The sequence below is a fragment of the Lysobacter spongiicola DSM 21749 genome, from assembly GCF_900167055.1.
In the GTDB taxonomy this organism is placed as follows: Bacteria; Pseudomonadota; Gammaproteobacteria; order Xanthomonadales; family Xanthomonadaceae; genus Novilysobacter; species Novilysobacter spongiicola.
Map to the genome: position 1 here is coordinate 100,120 of NZ_FUXP01000005.1, position 22,597 is coordinate 122,716.

A 22,597-nucleotide genomic window follows, 5' to 3' on the forward strand; every position below is an offset into this window, starting at 1 on the left:
GCGACATGAAACTGAGCCTTGGCCCCCTCCAGTACTTCTGGCCGCGTGAACGCACCCTCGCCTTCTACCGCGAGGCCGCGGGCTGGCCGCTGGACGTGATCTACCTCGGTGAAACGGTGTGCAGCAAGCGCCGCGAGCTCGGCACCCGCGACTGGATCGAGCTGGCCGCTGAGCTGGCGGGCAGCGGCAAGCAGGTGGTGCTGTCCAGCCTGGCCCTGATCGAGGCCGAGTCCGAACTCGGCGTCCTCTCGCGGCTGGTCGCCGACGGCGGCTGCTGGATCGAGGCGAACGATCTTTCGGCGGTGCAGCTGTGCCGGGAAGCGGGCGTGCCGTTCGTGGCGGGCCCCACGCTCAACATCTACAACCACGAGGCGTTGGCGATGCTGATGGAGGACGGCCTGCGGCGCTGGGTGCCGGGCGTCGAGCAGGGCGAAACCCTGGTCCGTGAGCTCCGCGATGCGATGTTGGAGACGGGCCAGACAATGCCCGAACTCGAGGTGATCGCCTGGGGCCGGCTGCCGCTCTCGCTCTCGGCCCGCTGCTTCACCGCGCGCGCGCTCGACGTGCCCAAGGACCAGTGCGGCTTCCGCTGCATCGATTATCCGGACGGCATGCCACTGGCCACCCGCGAGGGCCGGCCGTTCCTGCGCATCAATGGCATCCAGGTGCAGGGAGAGGAAACCACCGACCTCGGGCCGGAGCTGCCATCCCTGCGCGCGCTGGGCGTCGACCTGCTCCGGATCTACCCGCAGGCCGAAGGCAGCCGCGAGATCGTCGAACACTTCGATCGGGCCCGCAGCTCTGACACGGCACCGGCGCGGCTTGGCGAACGCAACGGCTACTGGCATGGCGAGCCCGGCATGGTGATGTCCATCGCCGAGCCCGGCTGACGGGCCAGTGGGCCGCGCGGCTACCAGTGCAGGTAGAACATCGCCTTGGCCAGCAGCACGATCAGCACCACGTGGGCGAACACGCTGTAGTGGATGCGCCGGTAGGCATCCGCCACCGGCCGCTGCCGCCGCCGCAGCGCCATCGCCAGAAGGAAGTGGCCGAACACGCTCAGCGCCAACGTGATCTTGAGCGTCAACAACAGGTTGAAACTGCCCGCAAACGGCTCCGCCAACGCCGCGCGGTGATGCCAGGCCATCCCCAGCCCGCTGCCGTAGAGCAGCAGCAACACCCAAGGGATCACCTGCCGCGCGCGTTTGCCGATGCCGCCTTCGACCAGCGTCATCACCCGCTCCGGCACGTGCCGGCGCACCCCCTCCAGGATCACCACTTCGAAGAACACCGTGCCGGCGAAGGCGATCGCGCCGAACAGGTGCAGCAACAGCAGGTACGGATAGGCGGAGGTGGGCATGGCGCCATCGTCTCGCGCGCGGGTGGTGGCGACTCTGACCAGGGTCAAGTTTGCGCGAGCCGACGCCGCGCACTCTGTTGACTCCCGCGGGGACAACCTCCGGTTGTAGGCGCTTCGGTCGTAGGAGCGACGTGAGTCGCGACCGCGCTCTTGGCAGCGCTCGCGCGCCTGCGGACATGGGGGGATGTACAGGTCGCGACTCACGTCGCTCCTACACGTCGGGGCGTTCGACCGGACTCTTGTAGGAGCGGCTTCAGCCGCGATCACTGGCCCCGCGGGTGCACGATTTCAGATCGCGGCTGAAGCCGCTCCTACATGTCCATCAGACCCTGGCAAACACCAGCGTGGCGTTGGTGCCGCCGAAGCCGAAGCTGTTGGACATCACCGTCTTCAGTTCCGCATCCTGGCTCTCGCGCAGGATCGGGAATCCCTCCGCCTTGGGATCCAGCGTCTCGATGTTGGCCGAGCCGGCCATGAACCCGCCGCGCATCATCAACAGGCAGTAGATCGCCTCGTGAACGCTGGCGGCGCCAAGTGAGTGGCCCGTCAGGGCCTTGGTCGACGACAGCGGCGGGACGTCCTCGCCGAACACTTCGCGTACCGCACCCAGTTCGACCACGTCGCCGACCGGGGTCGAGGTGCCGTGGGTGTTCAGGTAATCGATGGTCCCGACCTCGCGACCATCGAATCCCGCCAGCGCCATCTTCATGCAGCGCACCGCGCCTTCCCCGGACGGGGCGACCATGTCGACGCCGTCGGAGGTGACGCCATAACCCACCAGCTCGGCGATGATGTCCGCGCCGCGGGCCTTGGCATGCTCGTACTCTTCCAGCACCAGCATGCCGCCACCACCGGCAATGACGAAGCCGTCGCGGTCGATATCGTACGGGCGGGAGGCGGTCTCCGGCGTGTCGTTGTGTTTGGTCGACAGCGCACCCATCGCGTCGAACTGCGAGGTCATGCCCCAGTGCAGTTCCTCGCCACCGCCGGCGAACATCACGTCCTTGACGCCATGGCGGATGAGATCCGCGGCCGCGCCGATGCAGTGGGCAGAGGTCGCGCAGGCGGCGGAGATCGAATAGCTCAGCCCACGGATACCGAACGCGGTCGAGAGCGCCGCGGACACGGTCGATCCCATCGTGCGCGGCACCATGTAGGGGCCCACCTTGCGCACGCCCTTCTGGCGCATCAGGTCGCCAGTGGCGATCTGCCACTCGGGCGAGCCGCCACCAGAACCGGCGATCAGCCCGCTGCGCTCGCCGCGCACCTGCTCGTCCGCCAGGCCGGCCTGCGCGATCGCATCGCGCATCGACACGTAGGCGTAGGCGGCGGCATCGCCCATGAAACGCTTGAGCTTGCGGTCGATCTGCTCGACCAGGTCGATCTGCGGCGCACCTGCGACATGGCTGCGGAGTCCCATCTCGGCGTATTCGGGAACGAAGCGGATGCCGGCGCGCAGCTTGCGCAGCGACTCGGTGACGCTGGCCGCGGCGTTGCCGATGCACGACACCACGCCCATGCCGGTCACGACCACGCGGCGGGAACCGCCTCCAGCGGCATTGATGGCAGCCATATCAGAATCCTTCGGTCGAGGAGAACAGGCCGACCCGCAGGTCGGTAGCGGTATAGATCTCGCGGCCATCGACCAGCGTGCGGCCATCGGCGATGACCAGCTCCAGCTTGCCGCGCATGACCCGGCGGATGTCGATCTCGTAGCTGACCAGCTTCGCGTCGGGCAACACCTGGCCGGTGAACTTCACCTGGCCCACGCCCAGCGCGCGGCCGCGCCCGGGGGCGCCCAGCCAGGGCAGGTAGAACCCGCACAACTGCCACATCGCATCCACGCCGAGGCAGCCGGGCATCACCGGGTCGCCCTGGAAGTGGCAGTCGAAGAACCAGAGGTCCGGACGGATGTCGAGCTCGGCCCGGACCACGCCCTTGCCGTACTTGCCACCCTCGATCGAGATCTCGGTGATGCGGTCGAACATGAGCATCGGCGGAAGCGGCAGGCGCGCGTTGCCTGGGCCGAACATCTCGCCACGGCCGCATGCCAGCAGTTGCTCATAGTCGAACGAAGAAGGTCGATTCATGTCGTCAGGCGCTGTGGAAACCCCGATTTTGCCGGTTTGGCGCGATGATTGCGTTGACGGCCATCAACCCGCTGGCCCCGTACGCCGGTGTATGGGCGCTCGCGTTACCGGTTGGAGGGGCTGGTGCGTGCCGGAAACCGGCCTCAGGCGGCGGTCCTGGAGACGGCCGGAGGCAGGGGTTCGTCCTCGCGCCAGTGGGCGCCGGTGCTGACCCGCCGCTGCAGTGCACAGGTCAGCAGCCGCCAGGCCAGTCCTGCCTGCCATCCCCGCCGGCCCATGGGCGTTACGGTTTCCAGCGCCGCCGCAAGGCCGGCGCCGCTGCGCACCGGCCCTGCGGCCTCCCACATCACGCTGCGCAGGGTCTGCAGGTCCCCGGCCTGCAGCGACGGCCCCCGCTCGATCACCGCACGCGCACCCGCCCCCTCGCTCGCGCCAAGCCCCGCCAGGTGCGCCCCGAGCATTCGCCCGAACACCACCCCCTCCAGCAGCGAGTTGCTGGCCAGCCGGTTGGCGCCATGCACGCCGTTGCACGCCACCTCCCCCACAGCGTGCAGCCCGGGCACGGTGGTCCGCCCCAGGTCGTCCGTCGCTACCCCGCCCATGTGGAAGTGCGCGGCGGCCGTCACCGGGATCGCCTCCGCCCGCGGGTCGATGCCGTGGGCGAGGCAGGAGGCCAGCACCGTCGGGAAGCGCCGCTCCCAGTCGATCCACCCGCCGCGCGCGTCCAGCACCACCCGGCCCGTGTCGCGTCGGGCCTGCCACACGCGGCGCGCGACGATATCCCGCGGCGCCAGGTCCCCTTGCGGATGCACCCCCTCCATCAGTGCGCGGCCATCGCCGTCGAACAATCGCGCGCCAGCCCCGCGCAGCGCTTCGGTCACCAGGGGCAACGAGCCGCTGCCGACGTCCAGCGCGGTCGGGTGGAACTGCACGAACTCCAAGTCGCGCGGATGCGCCCCAACCGCCAGCGCCAGCGCCAGTCCGGCCCCATCTGAACCTGGCGGATTGCTGGTGTGGGCGAACAGGGCACCGATGCCGCCGGTCGCCAGCACCACGGTGCCTGCCTGCAGCAGGGCCCCATCGCCCGCGAGGCGGACCCCGGACGCGCGCCCGCCCTGCATCAGCAACGCATCCACGTCGCCCTCGTACCAGTCGATGTGCGCGGCGGCACGGGCCGCGCTCGACAGCGCGGCCATGGCCGCGGCACCCGTGGCGTCACCCCCCGCGTGCACGATGCGGGCAACGCGGTGGCCCCCTTCCCGCCCCAGCCGCAGACGATCGCCATCGCGATCGAACGCGACGCCAAGCGACTGCAGCCAAGAGATCGCCTCCGGCGCCGCCCTCGTCAACGTCCGTACCCGCGGCCCATCGTTGCGGAACGCGCCCGCCACCAGCGTGTCGCTGGCGTGGGCGTCGGCCGAGTCACCTGCGCCGACCGCCGCGGCGATGCCCCCCTGGGCCAGCGCGCTCGCGCTGGGTCCGCGACCGGCCCGTCCCAGCAGCACGACCGGTCGGGGCGCCGCGGCCAGCGCGACGCTCAACCCGGCGATGCCACTGCCGACCACCACCAGCCGCGTGCCAGCCATCAGACCTGCTCGCGCCGGCCCACCGCCAGCATCCGGTCCAGCGCCCGGCGTGCGCGCTCGGCCACGCCGGGGGCCACCACCACCTCGTGCCTGAGGTCACGCAGGCAGGCATGGATGTTGGGCAGGTTGATCCGCTTCATGTGCGGGCAGAGGTTGCACGGCTTGATGAACTGCACCCGCGGGAACCGGTTCTTCAGGTTGTCCGCCATCGAGCACTCGGTGATCATCGCCACCCGCTCGGGTTGTTCCTTTTCAAGCCAGCGGCCCATCGCACTGGTGGAGCCGACGAAATCGGCCTCGGCCAGCACCTCCGGCGAGCACTCCGGGTGCGCGACGACCTTCGTGTCGAACTGCTCGCGGGTATGTCGCACCTGCTGCGCGGTGAAGGTCTCGTGCACCTCGCAGGTGCCGTTCCAGAGCACCAGCTCGACCTCGGTCTGCGTAGCCACCCAGCTACCCAGGTAGCGGTCGGGCAGGAAGATGACCTGCCGGGCGCCGGTTTCGGCAGCGATCGCTTCCACTACCTGCACCGCGTTGGCCGAGGTGCAGCACGCGTCGGATTCGGCCTTCACTTCGGCCGAAGTGTTGACGTAGCTGACCACCGGCACGCCCGGGTGGCGGGTCCGCAGCGCCCGCACGTCGGCGGCGGTGATGGAAGCCGCCAACGAGCAGCCGGCCTCCAGGTCCGGGATCAGCACGGTCTTCCCGGGCGCGAGGATCTTTGCGCTCTCGGCCATGAAGTGCACGCCGCACAGCACGATCAGGTCGCTGTCGCAGTCCGCCGCGGCCTGGGCGAGTGCCAGCGAGTCGCCGGTGATGTCCGCCACCCCGTGGAAGATCTCCGGCGACTGGTAGCTGTGCGCCATGATCACCGCGCCGCGATCCTTCTTGAGCGCATTGATCGCATCGATCCATGGCAGGTGCATCGGCACCTCCATGCACGGGATCAGTTGTTCGAGCGTCGCCACCAGCGGTGCGTACTCGGTCTCGAGTCCATCGCGCCAGCGCGGCGCGGCCAATGCGTTTGCAGTCATGCGGCTTCGCTTGGTAGGAGCGGCTTCAGCCGCGGTCGGATGTCATGTCGGCGGTCGCGCCGCGGTGGGCCGCGCGTGCCGCCCTGGCCAGCCGCGCACCCCGGTTCAGGCCGATCCGGAGGCCAAGCGGCACCGACTCCCAGGGCAGCCGTTCCAGCAGGTTGCGCACCGTCAGCCCCAGTTCGACGTCACCGGTCAGCACCAGTCGCCGCTGGAAGAACAACGTGTCCGCGTCTTCCAGGCGGCTGGCCAGCAGGAGCAGGTCGGTGGCGGTGCCGCGCACGGTGGCTTCGGCCAGGTCGGTGGTCACCCGCAGCACATCGCCCTGCCGCTGCACCACCCAGGACAAGCCCAGGTCGGTGACTTCCACGCCCAGCCGCCGGTCTCGCATGAAATCCAGGTCCGGCCCCGCCATGGGTACGGCCAGCACCCGCCCCATCGCCCGCTCCAGCAGCCGGGCGCGGGTGCGCTGCGGAAGCCGTCGAAGCAGCGGCGCCAGGCGGGAGGGCGGCGGAACCAGGGCCAGCAGCCTGGCGGCGGGACGGAAGGACACGTGGGCGGAGGTCGTCATGGCGGGCACGATGCCGGTGCCGGCCAGGACGTCGCCTTGACCCAGGTCATCCCACCCGCGTTGCGCCCGATGGGCGTCGCGGATCACAAGGTCCATCAGGGCGCGGGTCGTCTCGCGTGGCACCCCGAGCCGGGCGGCAAGCCGTTGCCCGCGCGAATGCACGGCCCCCTCGCGCTGCGCGTCACGCACGGGAACGCCACGCTGGCATTTCAGCCGGCCGGCCGTGGCGGCCAGGCGTGCGCGCGCCGCCACCAGCACCAGCAAAGCGTCGTCAACCACGTCGATGCCCCGGCGCACGCCTCCGAGCGTGGCGATCGGAACCACGCCGCTCAGTGGCCTTGCGGTACCGGTGCGTCGGCGTCCGGGCTGCCCCATCTCGGCACGTGGTCGTCGATGCCGGCTGCATCGAGCCACTCACCCATGCCAGTGGCAGGGCCCATCGCCCCCGTGTGGAACTGCCAGTCGAATTCGGTCATGGTGTCGCTGCCTGCGTGGTCTTCACGACACACAGGAGACGCTATTCCGGGGATCCGGGCAGTGACCTGGATCAAGTGCGGGGCCGGCACGCCGGGAAGTGCCTGGAAGCCAGCCCGCGAAATTTGATCCTGATCAGGTCCCGGGGACCGCAATGCCTCACCCTCGCCGTCATGGCGCCAGCCATTTACTCCAGGGAGACTCCATGAAACGTGCACCCCGCTTCATTGCCGCGACATTGGCCGCTTCGGCGCTGCTGCTGTCGGCCTGCGACGGCGACAACGATGCCACCCGTCCCGCAGGCGACCAGGCCAGTGCCGAGGCCGACGGAGAGACCGGCGGCTCGCGCAAGGGTGACTTCGGCCCGCCCCAGGGCGATCCGATCAATGCCGTGCTGACGTCGCCGCCGCACGTTCCGCCACCGGTCAACCGCAACCATCCGGCCAAGGTGGTGGTCGAGCTGGACGTGGTCGAGAAAGTGATGCCGATCTCCGAAGGCGTGGACTACACGTTCTGGACCTTCGGCGGCACGGTGCCCGGCAGCTTCATCCGCGTGCGCCAGGGCGACACGGTGGAGTTCCACCTGCGCAACATGCCCGACAGCAAGATGCCCCACAACATCGACCTGCACGGCGTCACCGGGCCGGGTGGCGGCGCGAGCTCCAGTTTCACCGCACCGGGCCACAAGACCCAGTTCACCTTCAAGGCCCTCAACGCCGGCCTGTACGTCTACCACTGCGCCACCGCGCCAGTGGGCATGCACGTCGCCAACGGCATGTACGGCCTGATCCTGGTCGAGCCGCCGGAGGGCCTGCCCCCGGTCGACAAGGAGTACTACGTGATGCAGGGCGACTTCTACACCACCGGCAAGTACCGGGAGAAGGGCCTGCAGCCGTTCGACATGGAGAAGGCGATCGACGAGAACCCGACCTACGTCCTGTTCAACGGATCGGAAGGCGCGATCACCGGCGACAAGGCCCTGACCACCTCGGTCGGCGAGAACGTCCGCCTGTACGTCGGCAACGGCGGCCCGAACCTGGTGTCGAGCTTCCACGTGATCGGCGAGATCTTCGACAAGGTCTGGTACGAGGGCGGCACCCACTTCCAGGAGAACGTGCAGACCACGCTGATCCCGGCGGGCGGCGCGGCCATGATGGAGTTCCACATGGAGGTGCCCGGCAGCTACGTGCTGGTCGACCACAGCCTGTTCCGTGCCTTCAACAAGGGCGCGCTGGGCATCCTCAAGGCCGATGGCCCCGAGAACAAGGAGATCTACTCGGGCCTGGAGGTCGACGAGGTCTACATCGGCGACCGCGCGCAGGCGAACATGGAAGCGGTCGCCGTCGCTGCCGAGGCCGCCAGCACCGGCGACCTCACCGTCGACCAGCAGGTCAAGGCTGGCGAGGCGCTGTTCATGGGTACCTGCTCGACCTGCCACCAGGCCAACGGCCAGGGCATGGCCGGGGTCTTCCCGCCGCTCGCCAACTCGGACTACATCGCCAATGATCCCACGTCGGTGCCCCGCGTGACGCTGCACGGCCTGCAGGGCAAGATCACCGTCAACGGCACCGAGTACAACTCGATCATGCCGCCGATGGCCCAGCTGACCGACGACGAGGTGGCCAATATCTCCACCTTCGTGCTCAACAGCTGGGGCAACCCGGGTGGTCGCGTGACCAAGGCCGAAGTGGCCGAGATCCGCAAGAACAAGCCTGAAAATGCTTCCGAAGGCCACTGACCCGGGCCTGCGTGCGGCAGCCGCGCTACTGGCGGCGGTGGTCTCCACCGCCGCCGGTGCAGCCGACAAGGGTTATGCGGAGCTGCCCGGGGGCAGCTTCCGCAGCACGCTCGCCTACGAAGACATCAGCGCGGACCTGCGGGTCCGCCCCTTCGCGATGATGAAGCGGCCGGTGACCAACGGCGAGTTCCTCGCATTCGTGCAGGCGAATCCGCAATGGCGCCGGGACCGCGTCCCCACGGTGATGGCCGAGCCGAGGTACCTGTCGCACTGGGATGGTCCGACCGAGCTGGGCGAGGCCAGTGCCGGGCAACCCGTGGTCCAGGTCAGCTGGTTCGCAGCCTCCGCGTACTGCGAGGCCCAAGGCGCAAGGCTGCCGACCTGGACAGAGTGGGAGTACGCGGCGGCGGCCGATGAAACCCGCCGCGACGCGCGCAAGGACCCGGTCTGGCGCGAGCGCATCCTGGCCTGGTATTCGCGCCCCTCCAACGCCGCCCTTCCCCGGGCCGGCCTGCAGACGCCGAACGTGTATGGCGTGCAGGACCTGCATGGCCTGGTGTGGGAATGGACCGATGACTTCTCCTCGCTGCTGGTGGATGCGGACAACCGCAACCAGGGCGACCCCGACAACGCGCGCTTCTGCGGCGCCGGGGCGCTGTCGATGGACGATCGCGACAACTACGCGGTGCTTATGCGGGTGGCGATGCTGTCCTCCCTGGGCGCCGAAGACACCACCGGCAACCTCGGCTTCCGCTGCGTCAAGGACCTCCCATGAAACGCATGCTCCCTTCGCTGCTGGCAGCCGTCGTGGTTCTCGCCGGCATCGCCGCGCCGGCCGTTGCCGCGCAATCGCCTGCCGCGCAGTCACCGCTACCGCGCGATTCGATCTACCAGCTGCCGGTGCAACTCACCGACCAGGATGGCCGCACGCAGCCCTGGAGTGCCCTTCGCGGCAAGCCCCGGCTGATGGCGATGTTCTACACCTCGTGCCAGTACATCTGCCCGTTGATCGTCGACAGCGGCAAGGCCATCGAAAAGCAGCTGGACGAGCGGGAACGCGGCCGGATCGGCATCGTGCTGATCAGCATGGACCCGGAGCGCGACGACCCGGCAGCGCTGAAGAAGGTGGTGGAACAGCGCAAGCTCGACACCTCGCGCTGGACGCTGGCCAGCCCGCCCACCGGCGAGGTCCGCGCCGTCGCAGGCGTGCTGGACACCCGCTACCGCGCCCTCGCCGATGGCGAGTTCAACCACACCAGTTCGCTGGTCCTGGTGGATGCGGATGGCCGCATCCTGGCCCGCACCGACCAGATGGGCAGCAAGCCGGACCCCGAGTTCGTCGCAAAGGTGAAGCAGGCGCTGCGCCAGCCTCTGTAGGAGCGGCTTCAGCCGCGATCGTGGAGTCGGCGAAGGCAGTCCAGGTCCGGTCGCGGCTGAAGCCGCTCCTACGAAGACAGCGCGCTCAACCGGCCGAGCGTCGCCAGTGCCGCCTGCGCGCGCGCATCCAGCGGATGCCCGCAATTCAACCGCAGGCAATGACGGAAGCCTCGGCTGGCCGAGAACATCGGTCCGGGCGCAACGCTGATGCCTTCGGCCGCGGCACGCCGCTGCACCGCCAGCGCATCGGTGCCCTCCGGCAGCTCGAGCCACAGGAAATAGCCTCCCGCCGGCCGCGTCACGCGCGTCCCCCGGGGGAAGTGGCGACCCACCGCGGCCAGGCACTGTGCCTGCTGTTCGGCCAGGGTCCGCCGCAGGCGCCGCAGGTGGCGATCGAACCCCCCGCGTTGCAGGTAGTGGGACAGCGCCAGCTGGGAAGGCACGTTGGTGTTGAGCGTGGTGGTGAGCTTGTGCCGGGCGATCCGGGCAGTGAACCTGCCCCCGCCATCCAGCCGATCCGGTGCCCCGGCGCAAGCGACTTGGAGAACGACGAGCAGTGCATCACCAGCCCCTCGCGGTCGAAGGCCTTGGCCGGCACGGGCCGCTCCCTGCCGAAGTACAGCTCCGCGTAGACGTCGTCCTCCACCAGCGGGATGCCATGCCGTGCGAGCAGTTCGACCAGCTCGCGCTTGCGCTGGACCGGCATGCTCGCACCGAGCGGGTTCTGGAAGTTGCTCATCACCCAGCAGGCGCGGGGCCGGTGGCGTGAAATGGCGGTCTCCACGGCATCCAGGTCGATGCCTTCGCGTGGGTGCGTGGGCACCTCGATCGCGTGCAGCCTGCGCCGTTCGAGGATCTGCAGGGTGGCGTAGAAGCACGGGGACTCGACCAGCACCGCATCCCCCGGCGACGTCACCGCGCCGATGCACAGGTTCAGCGCCTCCAGTGCGCCATTGGTGACCACGATGCCGTCCGCGTCCACCTGCATGCCACCCAGCAGGTAGCGCAGCGCGATCTGCCGGCGCAGCTCGGCGTTCCCGGGCGTGAGGTCGTCGACCGTGCTCCACGGGTCGATATGGGGCGCGGTGGTCGCCATGACCCGCCCCAGCCGCGCCAACGGGAACAGCAGCGGGCTGGGAAAGGCCGATCCGAACGGCACCACGTCATGCGCCATCGTCGACTGCAGTACTTCGAACACCAGCTCGCTCACGTCCACCTGCCGGGATTCGCCATCGGGCCGGGACGCCTGCTCGGGTTCCGGCGGCCGGGCCACGGCGGCGCGGGTGACGTAGTACCCGGAGCGGGGACGCGACTCCACCAGGCCCCGTGCCTCCAGCAGGTAATAGCCCTGGAACACGGTGGAGGGGCTCACGCGGCGCTCGGCGCTGGCCTGGCGCACCGATGGCAGCCGGTCGCCCGGCTTCAGCACCTTCCGGCCGATCGAATCGGCCAGTTCCTCGGCGAGGGCTTCGTAGAGCTTCACGGGACTCCCGGCACGGCGCCAATGGAGCTGAACGGACCCAACTGATATGGTCCCACAGCGGATTTCTGAGTCTACGCCCGCTGATCCGGTCGCCCTACCCTGTCATCCGACGCAGTCGCTTCCCGAAACGCCAATGAATCCCCTGGTCGAACTCAACCTCGCGCTGATCCTGTTCGTGCCGTGGTTCGCCATCCTCGCGGTGCTGTTCTGGTTGTTTCCTCGGCAGCCGCGCACCTTGGCGCGCAAGGCCTTCGACACGGCCAGCCTGGTGCTGGCCACGGTGATGGCCGCGCTGGGCATGTACTGGTCGATGGAAAACGCCGACCCGCAATACGGTCACATGTGGCAACAGGTGCTGGCCACGACGCTGTCCTACGCCATGTTCCTGGCCGTGATGACGCTGGCGATGCTGGTACGTTGGCGGTGGCTGCGCCGCAGCACGTGAAGGCCATTCTCCTACCGTGTGCGCTTGCCCGGCAATTTGACGTCGGTCAATCCGCGCCCGGTTCATCCGCCCGATAATGGGCGCATACACAACCACGGGTTCTCCATGACCGCGCATCCAGAGGCCGCCACGGCCCCCACGCAGGCCCGCGCCGGCGCGGGCCGCTCCACGCCCGCCCCCCGTGCCAACGATCCGGGCTTCTACAACGACAAGGTGGTCCGCCAGTTCACCTACGCCTCCATCTTCTGGGGGATCGTGGGCATGCTGGTGGGCGTGCTGATCGCGGCGCAGCTGTACTGGCCGGCGCTGAACTTCGAGATCCCGTGGCTGAGCTTCGGCCGGCTGCGCCCGATCCACACCAACGGCGTGATCTTCGCCTTCGGTGGTTCGGCGCTGTTCGCCACCAGCCTCTACATCGTCCAGCGCACCTGCCATGTCCGGTTGATCTCGGACCGGCTCGCCTCGTTCGTGTTCTGGGGCTGGCAGCTGGCGCTGGTCGCGGCGGTGGTGACCATGGCCGCGGGGCAGACCCAGGCGAAGGAATACGCCGAGATGGAATGGCACGTGGACCTGCTGATCGCGGTGGTCTGGGTGGCGTACGGCTGGCTGTTCTTCGGCACCATCACCAGGCGCAAGGTGCCGCACATCTACGTGGCGAACTGGTTCTTCGGCGCCTACATCATCGCCATCGCGCTGCTGCACATCGTCAACAACCTCGCCATCCCGGTGGATTGGACCAAGTCCTACTCGGTCTACACCGGCGCGGTCGATGCGATGGCGCAGTGGTGGTACGGCCACAACGCGGTCGGCTTCATGCTGACCACCAGCTACCTGGGCATGATGTATTACTTCGTGCCCAAGCAGGCCGGGCGGCCGATCTACTCCTACCGCCTGTCGATCGTGCACTTCTGGGCGCTGATTTCGGTCTACATGTGGGCCGGCCCGCACCACCTGCACTACACCGCCCTGCCGGACTGGGTGCAGTCGGTCGGCATGGTGTTCTCGCTGATCCTGCTGGCGCCGTCCTGGGGTGGCGCGATCAACGGCATCATGACCCTGTCGGGGGTGTGGCATAAGCTGCGCACCGATCCGATCCTGAAGTTCCTGATCGTCGCGCTCAGCTTCTACATGATCGCCACCTTCGAGGGCCCGCTGCTCTCGATCAAGACGGTCAACTCGCTGAGCCACTACACCGACTGGACCGTCGGCCATGTGCACGCCGGCGCACTGGGCTGGGTGGCGATGATCACCATTGGCTCGCTGTACTCGATGTACCCGCGCATCCTCGGGCTGCCGTCGATGTATTCGGTCAAGCTGATCGACGTGCACTTCTGGGTGCACACCATCGGCGTCGTCTTCTACATCTCGGCGATGTGGATCGCCGGCATCACCCAGGGCCTGATGTGGCGCGCCACCAATGGCGACGGCACGCTGACCTACTCGTTCGTCGAGTCGCTCAACGCCACCTATCCCTATTACCTGGGACGCCTGCTGGGCGGGCTGATGGTGTTCGCCGGCATGCTGGTGATGGCCTACAACTTCTGGCGCACCTGGCAGGCGGGCCGCGACGCGGCGCCGCAACCGGTGCTCGCCCCGCGCGACGACGTGCACGGCTGAGGACGCGGACATGGCATTCGGACACGAAAAACTCGAGAAGAACGTTGGCCTGCTGGCCGTGCTGGTGGCGGTTGCGCTGTCGCTGGGCGGATTGGCGGAGATCATCCCGCTGATGCGCCAGGCCGAGGCGATCACGCCGCTGCCGGGCGTCAAGCCCTATGCGCCGCTTGCGCTTGCAGGCCGCGACGTCTACATCCGCGAGGGCTGCGGCAACTGCCATTCGCAGATGGTGCGGACCCTGCGCTTCGAGACCGAGCGCTACGGCCACTACTCCCTGGCCGGCGAGTCGGTCTACGACCGGCCGTTCCTGTGGGGCTCGAAACGCACCGGGCCGGACCTGGCGCGCGTGGGCGGGCGTTATCCCGATGACTGGCACGAGGTCCACCTGATCGATCCCCGCGCGGTGGTACCGGAATCGAACATGCCGGCATTCCCGTGGCTGGCGGACCAGACCGTGGACGGAAGCAAGGTCGCGGCGAAGATGCGCACGCTGCAGTCCATGGGCGATCCCTACACCGACGCCGAAATCGAGCAGGCGGCGGCGGAGGTCGACGGCCGCACCGAGCTCGACGCGGTGGTCGCCTACCTGCAGGGGCTCGGCATCCACGCACCCAAGGGAGGCTGAAGATGCTCTCCGGGATCATCACGGTCGTATTGATGGTGCTGTTCGTCGCCATGTGGATCTGGGCCTGGCGGCCGGCACGGAAGAAGGACTTCGACGAGGCCGCGCGACTGGCGGTCGAGGAGTCCGGGCGCAACAAGGGCGACGCGCTCAGGCGCGATGAAGTCAACCATTCGAAAGAAGGAGACCGCCAATGAATGCTGGCTGGTCGTGGTACATCCTGGTGCTGGCCGCGCTGAACATCGTCGGCGTGACCTGGCTGCTGTGGTTCACCGCCCGCCGTCGCCCCGGCGACCCCAAGCCCGAGGACACCAGCCATTACTGGGACGGCGACATCACCGAGTACAACAAGCCGATGCCGCGCTGGTGGATCATCGGTTTCTACCTGACCATCGTCTGGGGCGTGGCCTACCTGGTCTGGTACGGCGGGTTTGGCGGCTACGACGGCGTCAGCGGCTGGAGCTCGCGCGCCGAGCACCAGGCCGACAAATCCTCGTGGGATGCGAGGCTGTCGGAGACGTTCGCACCCTACGAGGGCCAGCCGATCGACCAGCTTGCCGCCAACCCGGAGGCGCGGGAGCTCGGCCGCTCCATCTTCGCCAACACCTGCGCCACCTGCCACGGTTCCTCGGCCCAGGGCGCGATCGGCTACCCCAACCTCACCGACGACATCTGGCACTGGGGCGGCGCGCCGGAACAGGTGCTGCAGAGCGTCCTGGACGGTCGCGAGGGCATCATGCCCGAGTGGGGCACGGTGCTGACCGGCATGGGCGGTGAGAACGCTGTGGACTACGTGATCGCCTACACGCGTACCCTCGGCAATGAAGACCGGTCCCTGCAGAATGACTACATGGCCGCGCGCGGCAAGAAGCTCTACGACGGCGTCTGCGTGGCCTGCCATGGCGTGGAGGGGGAAGGCAATGTCGCCATGGGGGCGCCGGCCCTGAATGACGACTACTGGATGTACGGCAGCAGCCGGGAAAGCCTGCGCGAGACCATCATCAATGGACGGCACGGCGTGATGCCGCCGCACCGGGGCGTGCTGGGCGAAACCCGTGGCCGGCTGGTGGCCGCCTACGTGTGGTCGCTGTCCAACAGTCCGGCCGGGGGCGCTACCGGAAGCGGAGCGGCCGCGGAGTGAGCGTGCAGGCGCCCCCGGACCACCCGCCCCGGCCGCTGGCACAGCGGCTGGGGGCCATCCTCTGGCCCAGCTTCTTCGCGGCGGGCGTGGCCACGATGGTGTTCTTCGCCTTCGTCGACCCGTTGGCCCTGCGCGACCTGACCTTCCCCGGCCTGGAGATGACCCGATCGATGGGCTACACGATCGGTTTCTTCATGTTCTGGCTGTGCACCGCTTCTTCGTGTCTGTTCACCTGGCTGCTGCTACGCCCGGCAAGCCGCTTCAACCGACCGCTGCCGCCGGAGTGATCCCGGCGGCGCAGGACAAAGGACATTGAGCAAGAAAATCGACATCGACCTCCTCGACGACGGCGGCGACTCGCTGTACGTCAAGGAGCGCAAGGTCTATCCACGCGACATCTCCGGCCGCATCGACCGCCTGCGCAAGCTCGCCGTGGCCTGGCTGCTGGGCATGTACTACGTGTTCCCGTGGCTGCAGTGGGACGGCCGCCAGGCGGTGCTGTTCGACCTGCCGGCGCGCAAATTCCACGTGTTCGGCCTGACCTTCTGGCCGCAGGACTTCACCTTCCTGGCGCTGCTGCTGGTGATCCTGGCGCTGATGCTGTTCTTCTTCACCGCACTGGCCGGACGGCTGTGGTGCGGCTATGCGTGTCCGCAAACGGTATGGACCGAAGTCTTCCTGTGGATGGAGCGCTGGACCGAGGGCGACCGCTCCAAGCGCATGAAGCTCGATGCCGGTCCCTGGACCCGCGACAAGGTGCTGCGCAAGGGGGCCAAGCACGCGCTGTGGCTGGTATTCGCGCTGTGGACCGGCTTCACCTTCGTCGGTTTCTTCACCCCGATCACCGGCCTGGCCGCGCGCCTGTGGCCGTTCGCGTGGAACGGGTGGGAGATCTTCTGGGTGCTGTTCTATTCGCTGGCGACCTGGGGCAACGCCGGCTTCCTGCGCGAGCAAGTCTGCAAGTACATGTGCCCGTACGCGCGGTTCCAGAGCGCGATGTTCGACCGCAACACCCTGATCATCGCCTACGACCCGATGCGCGGCGAGCCGCGCGGGCCCCGCCGCCGCGGCCTGGCGAGCGTGCTGGAGCGCGCGCGCGGGCTGCTCGACCAGGTGACCGCCTACGACTACGTGTTCCGCGCCAGCCGCCATCCCAGTGCGGCCGACGCACGTGCGCAGGCCCGGGGCACGATCAGCTTCGCCGGCGCCGGAGTGGAGGCCGCGCCGCTGCCGAAGTTCGAGCCCGAGCAACTGGGCGACTGCATCGACTGCACCATGTGCGTGCAGGTCTGCCCGGTCGGCATCGACATCCGCAACGGGCTGCAGTACGAGTGCATCGCCTGCGGCCTGTGCGTGGATGCCTGCGACGACGTCATGCTCAAGATGGGCTACCCGAAGGGCCTGATCCGCTATTCGTCCCAGAATGCGATCGACGGCAAGCCTTCGCGCGTCGCCCGCCCGCGGATCTTCGTCTACGGCGGATTGCTGCTGGCGCTGATCATCGCGTGGGGCTGGGGCATCAGCGCGCGCAGCCCGTTGATCGCCGAGGTGCTGCGCGACCGCAATGCGCTGTACCGCGTGGTCGAGGATGGCGTCGACAACGGCTACACCCTCAAGCTGATCAACAAGACAGATGCCGTGCAGCAATACCGCGTTACCGTGGAAGCCGATACCGCCGGCATCGCCTTGCGCGACGCTCCGGTATCGGTATCCGCCCGCGCGGAACAGGTGCTTTCGGTCCCGGTGACAGTCACCGCACCCGAAGGGGTCGGCGGCAAGCACGACGTCACTTTCGTGATCGAGGCCACCGACGGCAGCGTGCGCGAGACGGTCGACAGCCACTTCTTCGGACCCCGCTGATGGACGACAGGACCCCACAACCCGACAAGCGCTCCTCGCCCTGGCGCCAGCCGGTGATGTGGCTGGTGATCGGCCTGCCGGTCGCCGTGGTGGCGGCCGGGATCTGGATGATCGTGATCGCCAGCGGCGATGGCGGGGTCGATTCAGTCCCCGAGGAAGTGCGGCGCACCGCCCAGATCCAGACCACCGACCTGGGCCCCGACGAGATCGCCCGGGCCGAGCGGCTCAGCGCGATCGTGCGCAGGGATCCCGAGGCGGGCATCGTCGAGGTGCTCCCGGTGAGCGGACGCTTCGACCGGGGCGCTCCCCTGCAGCTTGACCTGGTGCATCCGTCGCGCGAGAACCTGGACGTACAGCTGCTGCTGCAGCCGACCGAACTGGGGTGGCAGGTCGCCGCCACGCTTGAAGGCGACCACGACTGGAACATTCGCCTGGCGCCGGTCGCCGACGACGAGCAGCCACGCTGGCGCCTGCAGGGCCGCATGCCCAGGGACCAGCTGGCGGCGCACCTGCGGCCACGACTGCAGGCGCAGTAGCTGCATGCGATGGATGTCGCACTGAGCCAGCAGGCGCCGGCCCGCCACGAGCACCTGCTCGCCCCGGGGACGGGGTGCCACCACTGCGGTGAGCCGCTTCCAGCCGACCCCGCGCGGGTGTGTCTGGAGGGCGTCGAGCGTGATTTCTGCTGTGACGGCTGCGCGGCCGCCGCGCAATGGATCCGGGACGCGGACCTGGGCGACTACTACCGCCTGCGCAGCGAACATGCCGGACGGGTCGGGACCGATCCGGTCGACCTGCGTGTCTGGGACCGCGAGGAAGTGCTGGCCGAACACGCGCACCCGGTCGAGGGCGGCCGTGAGCTGACCCTGCTGACCGACGGCATGCGCTGCGCTGCCTGCGCCTGGCTGATCGACCGCGTGCTCGCATCCGAGCCGGGGGTGCAGGAGGCCAGCGCGAACGCCGTCACCGGCCGCATCCGGCTGCGCTGGGACCCCGCGGTGACGCCGCTGTCGCGGCCGTTGCAGCGCCTGGCCCGGCTCGGCTACCGGCCCTACCTGGCCGGTGGCGAGGCCCGCGAGCGGGCCCGCCGCGAGGAGCGCAACCGCAACCTGGCCCGCATCGGCATCGCCGGCCTCGGCTCGATGCAGGCGATGATGTTCGCCGAAGCGTTGTACCTGGACTTCTCCGGGACCATGGCGTTGCCCACGCGCGATTTCTTCCGCTGGATCACGCTGCTGGTGTCGACCCCGGTGGTGTTCTACTCGGGCTGGCCGTTCCTGGCGGGTGCCTGGCGGGAGCTGCGGCATCGCCAGCTCGGCATGGACGTGCTGATCGCCGGCTCCACCCTGCTGGCCTACTTCGCCAGCATCTTCGAGACCCTGCGTGGCGGTCCACACGTCTGGTACGACGCCGCGGTGATGTTCGTATTCCTGCTGCTGGGCGCGAGGATGCTGGAACAGCGCGCCCGCGGCATCGCCAGCGCGCAGGTGGATGCACTGGCCCGTGCGCGCCCCGCCTTCGCCACCCGCGAAACCGCGAATGGCGGCCGTGAGTCGGTGCCGCTGGCCGCGCTATCGGTCGGCGACACCGCCTGCGTCGCCGTGGGAGAGGTGGTGCCGGCCGATGGCGAACTGCTGGAAGGCGCACGGTTCGAGGAAGCGCTGCTGACCGGAGAGTCCCATCCGGTGGAACGCGAGGTCGGCGACCGCGTCTACGCCGGCACCGTATGCCGCGAGCGCCCCACCCGGCTGCGCGTCACCGCCACCGGCAGCACCACGCGGCTGTCGCAGCTTGCCCGCCTCGTGGACGAGGCACAGTCGCGGCGGCCGGCGATCGCCGTCGCTGCCAACCGTATCGCGCACCGCTTCGTCTCCGGATTGCTGGTCTCGACCGTGCTGGTCTACGTCGGCTGGCGCATCTACGACCCGTCTCGTGCGTTCGAGGTCACCCTGGCTCTGCTCGTGATCAGTTGCCCATGCGCGCTGTCGCTGGCGGTGCCCACCGCGCTGGCCGCTGCCAACGGTGCGCTGGCGCGTCTCGGGGTGCTGGCCGTGCGCGAGGATGCGCTGGACCGGCTCGCCTCCGCCACCGACATCGTGTTCGACAAGACAGGCACCCTGAGCGATGGCCGCCCGGTACTGGCTGGCGTCGAGGTTCGCCAGGGACTCGATGAACCTCAGGCGCTGCGAATCGCCGCCGCGCTCGAGCGCGACAGTGGGCACCCCTTGGCTGCCGCCTTCTCCCAAGTCGCCGACGCGCCGCGGGCCAGCGGCGTGCGCGCGGTGCCCGGGCAGGGTATCGAGGGCGTGGTGGAGGGACGGCGCTGGCGCCTGGGACGCGCGGGTTTCGCCATTCCAGGCGCGGATGACGACGATGCACTGTGGCTGGCCGACGATGCCGGCGCGTTGGCGATCTTCCGTATCGAGGAGAGCGAACGCACCGATGCGGCGCTGGCGGTGCGCACGCTGGCCGGGCTGGACATGCGCGTCCACCTGTCGAGCGGAGACGCCGAGGCCCCGGTGCAGCGGTTCGCCCGCACCGTCGGCATCGATGCCTCGCACGCACGCCAGAGCCCCGAGGACAAGCTCGCGTTCGCCCGCCGCCTGCAGCAGGAAGGACGAATCGTTGCCATGGTCGGGGACGGCCTCAACGATGCACCGGTGCTTGCGGGCGCGGACGTCTCACTGGCCATTGGTGGCGGTGCGGCGCTCGCGCAGCGCGCGGCGGACCTGGTGCTGACGGGCAGCTCGCTGGCACGGATACCCGCCGCCATCGCGATCGCCCGCCGCACACGCCGGGTCGTCCGGCAGAACCTGGGCTGGGCGATGGCCTACAACGTCGTCGCCCTGCCATTGGCGGCGGCGGGACTGGTGACGCCGTGGCTCGCGGCGCTGGGCATGGCGCTGTCTTCGCTGGTCGTCACCGGTAACGCGCTACGGCTCACGCGGGGTCCCACGCCATGAACATCCTCCTGCTGTTGATCCCACTCAGCCTGCTGCTGCTGGCCGCGGCGATCTGGGCCTTCATCTGGGCGGTGCGCGGCAACCAGTTCGAAGACCTGGACACGCCGGCGCTCGACATCCTGCGCGATGACGAGCACGAACGCCCGGTGCGGCCGGTCGAGGTGGTGGCCGAAGAACGAGAAGACGAAGGCGCGCGCGTGGACACCGCCGGCGGCGACGCCGGATCCGGCCCGGATGCCGGCCGCAGCGTCGGTCGGGTCGACTGACATGCCGATCGACTGGCTCACCATCGGTGCCGCGCTGGTCGCCGGGCTGCTGGGCGGCCTGCACTGCGTCGCCATGTGCGGCGGCATCGCCACCGGTTTCTCGGCGATGTCGCCACTGGGCGGCTGGCGGATCGCGCTGGAGCCCAACCTGGGCCGGGTGCTGGGCTACGTGGCCGCAGGGGCGATCGCCGGTGGGCTCGGCCACGGCATCGTCGAAGTGGCGAACCTGGATTGGCTCGCGATCGGCCTGCGCGCGGGCGTAGGGCTGGTGCTGGTAATCGCCGCGCTGCGCCTGCTGGACCGGCGCGGCCGGCTGTCGTTCCTGCCGCGTCCCGGCGGTGGACTGTGGCAGCGGTTGCGCCCGTTGCAGCGGCGCCTGCTGCCCGCCAACACCACGCCCAAGCGGTTGGGGCTGGGCATGTTGTGGGGATGGATGCCGTGCGGCCTGAGCACCACGTTGCTGGCGGCCGCCTGGTTGCAAGCCGATGCCCGCAACGGCGCCCTGACCATGGCGGCCTTCGGGCTGGGCACGCTGCCGGTGATGCTGCCGCTGACCTGGTCGGGCATGCGCATCGGGCAGCGCCTGCAGCGCGGGCCGTGGCGCACCGGCGCGGGTGTGCTGGTGCTGGCGGCGGGCCTGCTCACCATCGCCTCGCCCTGGCTGATGCAGGTCCCCGCCCTTCATGGCGTACTGGCGGCGCTGGGCTGCCTGCCGCGGGAGGTCTGACCGGGTGGTGACCCGGGCGGCACTCAGCCGTGGGTGCCGCGCCTGCGCTGCTCGGCGGCTGGTGCTCCGTGGGCCAGCCGATCCAGCTCGGCGCGGTTGGCGATCAGGACCCTGCGGCCGCTCACTTCGATCACCCCGTCCTCCTGCAGTCGGGTGAAGCCGCGGCTGACCGTTTCCAGCGCCAGCCCGAGGAAGCGGGCGATGTCCTCCCGGCTCATCGGCAGCACCAGTGCGCTGCCGGACTGGCCGATGTTCACCAGCCGCTCGCTCAGGCCATGCAGGAACAGCGCGATGCGCTCGTTGGCCTGCTTGCGGACCAGCATCTGCATGTGGTCCTGGTCGCGGCCGACGCTCTGGCCGATCACCTTCAACAACTGCTTCTGCAGCGTCGGCAACTGGGCCGCCACCTGCTCCAGCTGATCCATCGGGATCTCGCAGACGTTGGCCTCCGTCAGTGCCACCGCCTCGCAGCGATGGACGCCGGTGCCCAACGCGTCCAGCCCGACCAGTTCCCCCGGCAGGTGGAACCCGACCACCTGCTCGTCGCCGTCCTCGGTGACGCTGACGGTCTTGAACGAGCCGTCGCGGGCGACGAACACCGAAGCCAGCGGGTCGCCCCCATGGAACAGCCGCTCGCCCCGCGCCACCGGGCGTTTGCGCTTGACGATCTCGTCCAGCCGCAGCAGGTCGCCGTGACCGATGCCGGCAGGCAGGCACAGGTCGCGGACGGAACAGTGCGCACACCCCTTGCGCAGGGTGGCGAGGTCGATCGGGGGATTGCTCATGCCGCCATCGTGCCACGTGGCGCCCCAACCCACGACCAACGGCCGCGGCCATGGCCGGGAGACCCGGCGATACAATGGCGGCAATGGACATCTTCAAGATCTTTACCCTGGAGGCGGCGCACCGGCTGCCCAACGTGCCCGAGGGGCACAAATGCGCACGCGTACACGGCCATTCGTTCCGGGTGGAGCTCCACCTGCAGGGCGAGGTTGGCGCCGACTCCGGGTGGGTGATGGACTTCGGCGACATCAAGGCCGCTTTCCAGCCCCTGTACGACCAGCTCGACCACCACTACCTCAACGACGTGCCGGGCCTGGAGAACCCCACCAGCGAGCGCATCGCCATCTGGATCTGGGACCGGCTGAAGCCTGAGCTTCCCCTGCTGGCCGAAGTCGTGGTCCACGAAACCTGCACCTCCGGCTGCCGCTACCGGGGCTGAACTCGCTGAACAATACTTGGA

The 22,597-nt window shown here is 69.0% G+C and carries 26 protein-coding genes; 16 read left to right on the forward strand and 10 right to left on the reverse strand.

Annotated elements, in window-relative coordinates; all coding sequences use genetic code 11:
* Positions 1-5 precede the first annotated feature (5 nt).
* On the forward strand, positions 6-890 hold the full coding sequence (locus tag B5D37_RS08305; RefSeq protein ID WP_078758254.1) for a U32 family peptidase: 885 nt from the start codon (positions 6-8) through the stop codon (positions 888-890).
* 20 nt (positions 891-910) lie between these two features.
* Here the strand turns inward: B5D37_RS08305 and B5D37_RS08310 are convergent, their stop codons facing one another.
* From B5D37_RS08310 to B5D37_RS14810, 7 genes are all read right to left on the reverse strand, one after another.
* On the reverse strand, positions 911-1,360 hold the full coding sequence (locus B5D37_RS08310; protein ID WP_078758255.1) for a CopD family copper resistance protein: 450 nt from the start codon (positions 1,358-1,360) through the stop codon (positions 911-913).
* Positions 1,361-1,682: 322 nt separating this feature from the next.
* Entirely contained in the window at positions 1,683-2,933 is a 1,251-nt protein-coding gene (fabB, locus tag B5D37_RS08315; protein WP_078758256.1) for a beta-ketoacyl-ACP synthase I, read from the reverse strand.
* Between the two features lies 1 nt (position 2,934).
* Positions 2,935-3,450 carry a 3-hydroxyacyl-[acyl-carrier-protein] dehydratase FabA gene (gene fabA, locus B5D37_RS08320; RefSeq protein WP_078758257.1) on the reverse strand — a complete coding sequence of 172 codons (516 nt, stop codon included), beginning with the start codon at positions 3,448-3,450 and terminating at the stop codon, positions 2,935-2,937.
* Positions 3,451-3,593: 143 nt separating this feature from the next.
* Entirely contained in the window at positions 3,594-5,036 is a 1,443-nt protein-coding gene (locus B5D37_RS08325) for an L-aspartate oxidase (RefSeq protein WP_078758258.1), read from the reverse strand.
* Positions 5,036-6,070, reverse strand: coding sequence for a quinolinate synthase NadA (gene nadA, locus B5D37_RS08330; RefSeq protein WP_078758259.1), 1,035 nt, complete (start codon positions 6,068-6,070; stop codon positions 5,036-5,038). The genes B5D37_RS08325 and nadA overlap by 1 nt, the downstream gene beginning before the upstream one ends.
* Before the next feature lie 25 nt (positions 6,071-6,095).
* Positions 6,096-6,965, reverse strand: coding sequence for a ubiquinone anaerobic biosynthesis accessory factor UbiT (ubiT, locus tag B5D37_RS08335; RefSeq protein ID WP_234987761.1), 870 nt, complete (start codon positions 6,963-6,965; stop codon positions 6,096-6,098).
* Positions 6,966-6,970: 5 nt separating this feature from the next.
* A complete protein-coding gene (locus B5D37_RS14810) occupies positions 6,971-7,117 on the reverse strand; it encodes a hypothetical protein (RefSeq protein ID WP_159447366.1) in 147 nt (48 codons plus the stop codon).
* A 203-nt stretch (positions 7,118-7,320) separates the two neighbouring features.
* Between B5D37_RS14810 and nirK the strand changes: the two genes are divergently transcribed.
* The 3 genes from nirK to B5D37_RS08350 are packed head-to-tail and all read left to right on the forward strand — an operon-like array spanning position 7,321 to position 10,230.
* A complete protein-coding gene (gene nirK, locus B5D37_RS08340; RefSeq protein WP_078758261.1) occupies positions 7,321-8,853 on the forward strand; it encodes a copper-containing nitrite reductase in 1,533 nt (510 codons plus the stop codon).
* Entirely contained in the window at positions 8,834-9,628 is a 795-nt protein-coding gene (locus B5D37_RS08345) for a formylglycine-generating enzyme family protein (RefSeq protein WP_143814217.1), read from the forward strand. The genes nirK and B5D37_RS08345 overlap by 20 nt, the downstream gene beginning before the upstream one ends.
* A complete protein-coding gene (locus B5D37_RS08350; RefSeq protein WP_078758262.1) occupies positions 9,625-10,230 on the forward strand; it encodes an SCO family protein in 606 nt (201 codons plus the stop codon). Before B5D37_RS08345 ends, B5D37_RS08350 begins: the two co-directional genes overlap by 4 nt.
* Positions 10,231-10,298: 68 nt before the next feature.
* Here the strand turns inward: B5D37_RS08350 and B5D37_RS15190 are convergent, their stop codons facing one another.
* The gene (locus B5D37_RS15190) at positions 10,299-10,532 is read right to left on the reverse strand and encodes a hypothetical protein (protein ID WP_327078553.1); all 234 of its coding nucleotides are present in this window, start codon (positions 10,530-10,532) and stop codon (positions 10,299-10,301) included.
* Entirely contained in the window at positions 10,529-11,713 is a 1,185-nt protein-coding gene (locus B5D37_RS08355) for an aminotransferase-like domain-containing protein (RefSeq protein ID WP_327078554.1), read from the reverse strand. The genes B5D37_RS15190 and B5D37_RS08355 overlap by 4 nt, the downstream gene beginning before the upstream one ends.
* 133 nt (positions 11,714-11,846) lie before the next feature.
* On the opposite strand from B5D37_RS08355, the gene B5D37_RS08360 reads away from it, so the two are divergent.
* From B5D37_RS08360 to B5D37_RS08410, 11 genes are all read left to right on the forward strand, one after another.
* The gene (locus B5D37_RS08360) at positions 11,847-12,158 is read left to right on the forward strand and encodes a hypothetical protein (protein WP_078758263.1); all 312 of its coding nucleotides are present in this window, start codon (positions 11,847-11,849) and stop codon (positions 12,156-12,158) included.
* Positions 12,159-12,263: 105 nt separating this feature from the next.
* Complete coding sequence (ccoN, locus tag B5D37_RS08365) at positions 12,264-13,775, forward strand: cytochrome-c oxidase, cbb3-type subunit I (protein WP_078758264.1); 1,512 nt, start codon at positions 12,264-12,266, stop codon at positions 13,773-13,775.
* A 10-nt stretch (positions 13,776-13,785) separates the two neighbouring features.
* Entirely contained in the window at positions 13,786-14,400 is a 615-nt protein-coding gene (gene ccoO, locus B5D37_RS08370; protein WP_078758265.1) for a cytochrome-c oxidase, cbb3-type subunit II, read from the forward strand.
* 2 nt (positions 14,401-14,402) lie between these two features.
* Entirely contained in the window at positions 14,403-14,594 is a 192-nt protein-coding gene (locus B5D37_RS08375) for a cbb3-type cytochrome oxidase subunit 3 (protein ID WP_078758266.1), read from the forward strand.
* On the forward strand, positions 14,591-15,538 hold the full coding sequence (ccoP, locus tag B5D37_RS08380) for a cytochrome-c oxidase, cbb3-type subunit III (protein ID WP_078758267.1): 948 nt from the start codon (positions 14,591-14,593) through the stop codon (positions 15,536-15,538). The genes B5D37_RS08375 and ccoP overlap by 4 nt, the downstream gene beginning before the upstream one ends.
* Positions 15,539-15,540: 2 nt before the next feature.
* Complete coding sequence (locus B5D37_RS08385; protein WP_200809211.1) at positions 15,541-15,825, forward strand: hypothetical protein; 285 nt, start codon at positions 15,541-15,543, stop codon at positions 15,823-15,825.
* Between the two features lie 25 nt (positions 15,826-15,850).
* On the forward strand, positions 15,851-17,398 hold the full coding sequence (locus B5D37_RS08390; RefSeq protein WP_078758269.1) for a 4Fe-4S dicluster domain-containing protein: 1,548 nt from the start codon (positions 15,851-15,853) through the stop codon (positions 17,396-17,398).
* Positions 17,398-17,934, forward strand: a complete 537-nt coding sequence (locus B5D37_RS08395) for a FixH family protein (protein ID WP_078758270.1) — start codon at positions 17,398-17,400, stop codon at positions 17,932-17,934. Before B5D37_RS08390 ends, B5D37_RS08395 begins: the two co-directional genes overlap by 1 nt.
* Positions 17,935-17,943: 9 nt before the next feature.
* Positions 17,944-20,361 (forward strand): heavy metal translocating P-type ATPase, encoded by a 2,418-nt coding sequence (locus tag B5D37_RS08400; protein ID WP_078758271.1) that lies wholly within the window; start codon positions 17,944-17,946, stop codon positions 20,359-20,361.
* A complete protein-coding gene (gene ccoS, locus B5D37_RS15195; RefSeq protein WP_078758272.1) occupies positions 20,358-20,627 on the forward strand; it encodes a cbb3-type cytochrome oxidase assembly protein CcoS in 270 nt (89 codons plus the stop codon). The genes B5D37_RS08400 and ccoS overlap by 4 nt, the downstream gene beginning before the upstream one ends.
* Position 20,628: 1 nt before the next feature.
* Positions 20,629-21,354, forward strand: a complete 726-nt coding sequence (locus B5D37_RS08410) for a sulfite exporter TauE/SafE family protein (protein ID WP_078758273.1) — start codon at positions 20,629-20,631, stop codon at positions 21,352-21,354.
* 23 nt (positions 21,355-21,377) lie between these two features.
* Here B5D37_RS08410 and B5D37_RS08415 read toward each other — a convergent pair whose 3' ends face one another.
* Positions 21,378-22,139, reverse strand: coding sequence for a cyclic nucleotide-binding domain-containing protein (locus B5D37_RS08415; RefSeq protein WP_078758274.1), 762 nt, complete (start codon positions 22,137-22,139; stop codon positions 21,378-21,380).
* Between the two features lie 83 nt (positions 22,140-22,222).
* Between B5D37_RS08415 and queD the strand changes: the two genes are divergently transcribed.
* A complete protein-coding gene (queD, locus tag B5D37_RS08420) occupies positions 22,223-22,576 on the forward strand; it encodes a 6-carboxytetrahydropterin synthase QueD (RefSeq protein WP_078758275.1) in 354 nt (117 codons plus the stop codon).
* Positions 22,577-22,597: the final 21 nt, after the last annotated feature.

Bases quoted from the DNA above. Each gene is read 5' to 3' on its own strand.
- B5D37_RS08305 (WP_078758254.1), top strand. From the start codon at position 6: ATGAAACTGAGCCTTGGCCCCCTCCAGTACTTCTGGCCGCGTGAACGC.
- B5D37_RS08310 (WP_078758255.1), bottom strand. From the start codon at position 1,360: ATGCCCACCTCCGCCTATCCGTACCTGCTGTTGCTGCACCTGTTCGGC.
- fabB (WP_078758256.1), bottom strand. From the start codon at position 2,933: ATGGCTGCCATCAATGCCGCTGGAGGCGGTTCCCGCCGCGTGGTCGTG.
- fabA (WP_078758257.1), bottom strand. From the start codon at position 3,450: ATGAATCGACCTTCTTCGTTCGACTATGAGCAACTGCTGGCATGCGGC.
- B5D37_RS08325 (WP_078758258.1), bottom strand. From the start codon at position 5,036: ATGGCTGGCACGCGGCTGGTGGTGGTCGGCAGTGGCATCGCCGGGTTG.
- nadA (WP_078758259.1), bottom strand. From the start codon at position 6,070: ATGACTGCAAACGCATTGGCCGCGCCGCGCTGGCGCGATGGACTCGAG.
- B5D37_RS14810 (WP_159447366.1), bottom strand. From the start codon at position 7,117: ATGACCGAATTCGACTGGCAGTTCCACACGGGGGCGATGGGCCCTGCC.
- nirK (WP_078758261.1), top strand. From the start codon at position 7,321: ATGAAACGTGCACCCCGCTTCATTGCCGCGACATTGGCCGCTTCGGCG.
- B5D37_RS08345 (WP_143814217.1), top strand. From the start codon at position 8,834: ATGCTTCCGAAGGCCACTGACCCGGGCCTGCGTGCGGCAGCCGCGCTA.
- B5D37_RS08350 (WP_078758262.1), top strand. From the start codon at position 9,625: ATGAAACGCATGCTCCCTTCGCTGCTGGCAGCCGTCGTGGTTCTCGCC.
- B5D37_RS08360 (WP_078758263.1), top strand. From the start codon at position 11,847: ATGAATCCCCTGGTCGAACTCAACCTCGCGCTGATCCTGTTCGTGCCG.
- ccoN (WP_078758264.1), top strand. From the start codon at position 12,264: ATGACCGCGCATCCAGAGGCCGCCACGGCCCCCACGCAGGCCCGCGCC.
- ccoO (WP_078758265.1), top strand. From the start codon at position 13,786: ATGGCATTCGGACACGAAAAACTCGAGAAGAACGTTGGCCTGCTGGCC.
- B5D37_RS08375 (WP_078758266.1), top strand. From the start codon at position 14,403: ATGCTCTCCGGGATCATCACGGTCGTATTGATGGTGCTGTTCGTCGCC.
- ccoP (WP_078758267.1), top strand. From the start codon at position 14,591: ATGAATGCTGGCTGGTCGTGGTACATCCTGGTGCTGGCCGCGCTGAAC.
- B5D37_RS08395 (WP_078758270.1), top strand. From the start codon at position 17,398: ATGGACGACAGGACCCCACAACCCGACAAGCGCTCCTCGCCCTGGCGC.
- B5D37_RS08400 (WP_078758271.1), top strand. From the start codon at position 17,944: ATGGATGTCGCACTGAGCCAGCAGGCGCCGGCCCGCCACGAGCACCTG.
- ccoS (WP_078758272.1), top strand. From the start codon at position 20,358: ATGAACATCCTCCTGCTGTTGATCCCACTCAGCCTGCTGCTGCTGGCC.
- B5D37_RS08410 (WP_078758273.1), top strand. From the start codon at position 20,629: ATGCCGATCGACTGGCTCACCATCGGTGCCGCGCTGGTCGCCGGGCTG.
- B5D37_RS08415 (WP_078758274.1), bottom strand. From the start codon at position 22,139: ATGAGCAATCCCCCGATCGACCTCGCCACCCTGCGCAAGGGGTGTGCG.
- queD (WP_078758275.1), top strand. From the start codon at position 22,223: ATGGACATCTTCAAGATCTTTACCCTGGAGGCGGCGCACCGGCTGCCC.